General features: G+C 64.1%; 6 protein-coding genes. 5 read left to right on the forward strand and 1 reads right to left on the reverse strand.

The genetic code is table 11. The annotated features are described in order from the left end of the window. The 4 genes from WH91_RS10225 to WH91_RS10240 all read left to right on the forward strand — a co-directional run. Positions 1-632, forward strand: a 632-nt coding sequence (locus WH91_RS10225; RefSeq protein ID WP_046170916.1) for a COG4705 family protein, incomplete at its 5' end; no start/stop codon positions are given. 62 nt (positions 633-694) lie between these two features. Next, on the forward strand, positions 695-1,372 hold the full coding sequence (locus WH91_RS10230; protein WP_046170917.1) for a winged helix-turn-helix domain-containing protein: 678 nt from the start codon (positions 695-697) through the stop codon (positions 1,370-1,372). Continuing rightward, a complete protein-coding gene (locus tag WH91_RS10235; protein ID WP_046170918.1) occupies positions 1,359-2,732 on the forward strand; it encodes a HAMP domain-containing sensor histidine kinase in 1,374 nt (457 codons plus the stop codon). Before WH91_RS10230 ends, WH91_RS10235 begins: the two co-directional genes overlap by 14 nt. Next, a complete protein-coding gene (locus WH91_RS10240) occupies positions 2,729-3,409 on the forward strand; it encodes a phosphatase PAP2 family protein (RefSeq protein WP_046170919.1) in 681 nt (226 codons plus the stop codon). Before WH91_RS10235 ends, WH91_RS10240 begins: the two co-directional genes overlap by 4 nt. A gap of 54 nt (positions 3,410-3,463) precedes the next feature. Here the strand turns inward: WH91_RS10240 and WH91_RS24620 are convergent, their stop codons facing one another. Next, complete coding sequence (locus WH91_RS24620; protein WP_158409549.1) at positions 3,464-3,634, reverse strand: hypothetical protein; 171 nt, start codon at positions 3,632-3,634, stop codon at positions 3,464-3,466. Between the two features lie 153 nt (positions 3,635-3,787). Here WH91_RS24620 and WH91_RS24625 point away from each other — a divergent pair. Further along, on the forward strand, positions 3,788-4,129 hold a 342-nt coding region (locus WH91_RS24625), incomplete at its 3' end, for an IS66 family transposase (protein WP_158409550.1).

Below are 4,129 nucleotides of genomic sequence, written 5' to 3' on the forward strand. Positions count from 1 at the left end.
CGACCTACCTGATGTCGGCCATCCTGGTCGGGGTGATAGCGCTGCAGTTCGCGCAAAAGCGTTACGTGCCCTGGGCCTACTGGTCCGCCGTAGTGATGGTCAGCGTGGTCGGCACGCTCCTGACCGATAATCTCATCGACACGTTCGGCGTTCCGCTGGCAACCACGACGATCGCCTGCACTGTCGTGCTGGCGGTAATCTTTGCCGCTTGGTACGCCAGCGAGAAGACACTCTCCATCCACACTGTCGTGACGACGCGTCGAGAGGTCTTCTATTGGTTGGCCGTGCTGGCCACTTTCGCTCTCGGAACGGCGGCGGGCGAATATGTGTCGGAAGCCTTGGGGGTCGGTTATCTCATTACCGGCACCTTGTTCGGCGCGATCATCGCGGCGATCGCCTTCGCGCATTACGTGCTTAAGATGAACGCCATCCTGGCTTTCTGGCTCGCCTATATCTTCACCCGGCCCCTCGGCGCCTCGTTGGGCGACCTGCTCTCCCAGCCCACCGACTACGGCGGGATGGGCTTCGGGACCATCGTCACCAGTGCGATGTTCCTCGCTGTCATCGCCGCTATCGTGGTCTACATGACGGTCATGCGGGGTCCGGGTGACGGCGCACGGGCCGTCAGATAAGAACGAGATGCCTTGCCGCCTGCCCGACCGGCAGGCGGATCCCGGATTCGAAAGGGGACCCCATGCGTATTCTCATCATCGAAGACGACCGGCGTACGTCGGAGTATGTCGTCAAGGGTCTGTCCGAGGCCGGGCATCTTGCCGAGGCGTTGGCGGACGGACGCGACGCGCTGGTCCATGCGACTCACACCCCCTACGACGTGCTGGTGGTCGACCGTATGCTACCGGGCCTGGACGGGCTGTCGCTGGTCCGCGCGCTGAGGGCTTCGGGCGTGCAGACGCCGGCAATCTTCCTGACCTCGATCGGCGGCGTCGACGACCGGGTGGACGGCCTCGAGGCCGGCGGAGACGACTATCTCGTCAAGCCGTTCGCGTTTTCGGAGCTGCTGGCGCGGGTGAACGCCCTCGGACGACGTCCCGCGGTCCAGGCAGAGAAGACCGTCCTCAGGGTTGCCGACCTGGAGCTGGACATGGCGCGGAGAACGGTCAAGCGTGGCGGGCAGAAGATAGACCTGCAACCGCGCGAGTTCACTCTCCTTGAAGTGCTGATGCGGAACGAAGGCCGGGTCGTGACCCGTACCATGCTGCTCGAGCGGGTTTGGGATTTCCACTTCGACCCGAAGACCAGCGTGGTCGAGACCCACATCAGCAGACTGAGGGCCAAGATTGACAAACCGTTCGAGGTGGCGCTCCTGCATACCGTCCGCAGCACCGGCTACAGTATCCATGCTCCGCTCTGACACCTTCCGGAGTACGGCGTTCCGGCTGGCCTTGATCTTCAGCGGATTGTTTTTCGTCACTTTCGTCATCGCGGGTTTCCTGGCTTACAGGATCATCTCGACGGATCTGCATGACCGCCTCGACCTGACCTTGTCCGAGACCTTCGAAATGATCGCAAGTTCCTACGGGGACGGCGATCTGGAAGACCTCGTCGGTACGGTGCGGACCTACGCGGCATCCACGCGGGATCACGACCGCGTCTTCTATTTCGCCGACGCCGCCGGGCAGGTCCTCGCGGGGAACGTCTCCGCCGCCCCGGCGGCGTCGGGCCTGTCGACGGTGGCAGGTGCGGCCTTCGGACTTGAAGGTGACGTCCGCTATCGTGCCCTGAAGGGGATGATCGCCGGGAACACTCTGGTCGTCGCCTGGAGCTACGAGGAAACCGACGAACTGGGCGGGCTGGCTTTATCCAGCTTCGCTTGGGCCGGCGTAATCGCCACCGCGATCGCGGTAGCCGCCGGCCTGCTGCTGGCTGGCGCCGTCAAGAAGCGAATGGACGCCATCGGGGGGACCATGGACCGGGTCGGCCAGGGCGAGTTGAGCGCCAGGATCCCGCTGCGGGGGTCGGGAGACGACATCGACGTCCTGTCCGGGCAGGTCAACGCCGCCTTGGAGCGCCTTACCGCCTTGGTTGAAGGGATGCGGCAGGTGAGCGTCGATATCGCGCACGACCTCAAGACCCCGTTGAACCGCCTGTCCATCATCATCGAGGGAGCCCTGGATATGGCGGAAAGGGGGGAAGGCAATTCGGCCGAGCTGGTCCAGGCCCAAAACGAGGCCGGGCGGATCAACGCGACGTTCGAGGCCCTGCTCCGCATCGCGCAGCTCGAATCCGGTGCTCGACGCGAAAGGTTCACCGAGGTCTCCCTTGGCTCGGTCCTTTCGATCTTGGCCGAGGCCTACGAGGACGTGGCGATCGAGAACGGTCAGACGCTGTCGCTATCCACCGAAGCGGGGGATGCTGCGATCGTCAGGGGCGACAGGGATCTACTGACGCAGCTGTTCGCCAACCTCATCGAGAACGCCATTCGCCACGCCAAGGACGGGACGGCCATCGCCATGTATGTCCATCGGCGGGAGGGCATGGTCAGCGCGCGCGTCGTCGACGACGGCCCCGGCATTCCGAAGGATGAAAGCGAAAAGGTCTTCCGACGGCTCTACCGTCTGGAAAAGAGCAGGAGCACGGAGGGAACCGGGCTGGGCTTGAGCATGGTCAAGGCCATAGCGGATCTCCACGGTGCGTCAATCACCCTGTCGTGCGCCAACCCCGGACTGGCCGTCACGATAAACTGCACGGCAACGAACGGATCGAAGCCATGAAACTCAAGAGCGACCTTCCCCTCGGCGTGCTGGCGGCGCTCCTTGGCGGCTTCGGCATCGTCGCCGACGAGGTTTCCGAAGGCGAGACGCTCGGTTTCGACAACGCCGTGCTGTTGGCCCTGCGCGTGCCTGGGGACCCCTCCATGCCAATCGGTCCGTCCTGGCTGCCGGAAGCCGCACGCGATGTGACCGCCCTGGGGAGCTTTTCCGTCCTCACGATACTGGTGGCCGGCGTCGTGGCGTTCCTGGCGTTAGTCGGCAAACGCGGGACCGCCGTCTTTCTGACAGCTTCCGTACTGGGCGGAACAACGGTCAGCACCGTGTTAAAGGCTCTTTTCGACCGTCCCAGACCGGAGCTAACGGGAGTAGCCAAAGTCTTTACCGCCAGTTTCCCAAGCGGCCACGCCACCATCTCGGCAGTGGTATACCTCACTCTAGGCGCTATATTGGCCGAGATCTCGGCATCGCAGAATCTCACAACGTTCTTCTATTCGGCGGCCGCCTTCCTCACCGTCCTGGTCGGATTGAGCAGGATGTATCTCGGCGTCCACTACCCTACCGACGTCGTCGCCGGTTGGTCGATCGGGTCCGCCTGGGCGCTGCTGTGCCTCTTGATCTTCAGCGCTGTCCGAGCCAGGTGGACCGATCGGGAGGCCGTCGGCCCTTCTGCGGCCTAGCCCGCCAGGGGCAAGCACCGGCAGGCCCGCTTGCATTTCCCGGTTCCATCGGCGCTAAAGCGGCGCGTCGGGACCGCTTTCAGCCTGGTCCTGTTCGGCCTGCACGCTACCCTCCTCGACCCATCGGCCCAAGGTCAGCTTGGCTGCGGTCTCCGGTGGCAGACCCCCGGCCGCCATGCTGATGGAAGCACCGCGCCCGGTGATGGCGACGAGTCCACCTTCCATGAAGTATGTCGCGCGGTAACGCCGCCGCTCTCGGGTTAACTGTACTTCGCCGTTAATCACTGCAGACCATCCGGGCTCCCCCGTACGGATTCTGGCCCCGGGCGAGCGCCAGGGCAAGCCCTCATGACGCGGAGGCGACCAGCCGAGAGAGGAATGTTCCGGCGCCCTCCTGACGGGCATGTGTTGGCCAGCACACGACTTCATGCCGACGATACCCGGATCCAGGTGCTTGATCCCAAGGTGGCGATTGCCTCAGGGGGAAGCCGGCGCGCCGTCAAGGAAGGGCGTATCTGGGTCTATGTCCGCGACGACACGCCCTTTGCCGGCAGCGACCCGCCGGCTGCGGCCTACTTCTTCTGCCCCATCGCAAGGACGTTCATTCCCAAACCCATCTCGCGGCGTTCGCAGGCATCTTGCAGGCCAACGCCTATTCCGGATTCCGCCAGCTTTACCAGCCGGACTCAAAACCGGCATCGCCCAAATCGTGGAAGCCGC

This window comes from Devosia psychrophila (assembly GCF_000971275.1).
GTDB lineage: Bacteria > Pseudomonadota > Alphaproteobacteria > Rhizobiales > Devosiaceae > Devosia > Devosia psychrophila.

Coding starts and splice junctions, on each gene's coding strand:
- WH91_RS10230 (WP_046170917.1), top strand. CDS start 695: ATGCGTATTCTCATCATCGAAGACGACCGGCGTACGTCGGAGTATGTC.
- WH91_RS10235 (WP_046170918.1), top strand. CDS start 1,359: ATGCTCCGCTCTGACACCTTCCGGAGTACGGCGTTCCGGCTGGCCTTG.
- WH91_RS10240 (WP_046170919.1), top strand. CDS start 2,729: ATGAAACTCAAGAGCGACCTTCCCCTCGGCGTGCTGGCGGCGCTCCTT.
- WH91_RS24620 (WP_158409549.1), bottom strand. CDS start 3,634: ATGGAAGGTGGACTCGTCGCCATCACCGGGCGCGGTGCTTCCATCAGC.